The sequence below is a fragment of the Megasphaera sp. AF13-6AC genome, from assembly GCF_027685385.1.
GTDB lineage: Bacteria > Bacillota > Negativicutes > Veillonellales > Megasphaeraceae > Megasphaera > Megasphaera micronuciformis.
In genome coordinates, this window is record NZ_JAQCUN010000300.1 from 1 (window position 1) to 691 (window position 691).

Below are 691 nucleotides of genomic sequence, written 5' to 3' on the forward strand. Positions count from 1 at the left end.
CCAATGCGAAAGCGAAGGCTCAGAGCGATCACGACCAAGCGGCACAATTGGAAATCGGCTCGGAAATTACGCAAGGCCAGTTGGAACAGACCGTAACGGTTAAAGTCGGTGACGACTTGAACAAACTTATGGGTCTGGAAATTTTATTGGAAGACGGCAAAGTAGCCGCATTCCGCCAATAAAATCATGGCTGAAACGGAATTTTTCACAATAGGACAAATCGTTGCCCCGCACGGTGTGCGGGGTGACGTTCGTGTTTATCCGGATACGGATTTTCCCGAACGATTTTTAACGATGAAATACGCCTATATTGACGGCGTTAAATATGAAATTACGGACGCTCGTTTTCATAAACGGGTCGTTTTGATGAAATTTGTCGGCATTCATGACCGAAACGGCGTCGAACCGCTTTTACACAAAGCGCTGCAAGTGACGCGGCAAGATTTGATGCCGTTGGAAGAAGGACAGCACTATGTTTTCGATATCATAGGCTGTCGCGTATTTGATAAGGAAAATAACGTCTTGGGTACAGTGACGGATATTTTAAAGACGGGCAGTAACGATGTGTATGTCGTTACCGGTGAAGACGGCAAAGAATTACTGTTAGCCGTTATTCCGCAAGTCATCTTATCCGTGGATACGGATGCCAAGACGATTATTGCCGATCCGCCGGAGTGGACGGAATGATGCG

At 46.7% G+C, this 691-nt stretch carries 2 protein-coding genes; both read left to right on the top strand.

What is annotated here, in order from left to right; translation table 11 throughout:
• A partial coding sequence (locus PGX78_RS08990) for a YlqD family protein (RefSeq protein WP_333524050.1) occupies nucleotides 1-182 on the top strand: 182 nt, incomplete at its 5' end.
• A 4-nt stretch (nucleotides 183-186) separates the two neighbouring features.
• A complete protein-coding gene (gene rimM / locus PGX78_RS08995) occupies nucleotides 187-687 on the top strand; it encodes a ribosome maturation factor RimM (RefSeq protein ID WP_270446623.1) in 501 nt (166 codons plus the stop codon).
• Nucleotides 688-691: the final 4 nt, after the last annotated feature.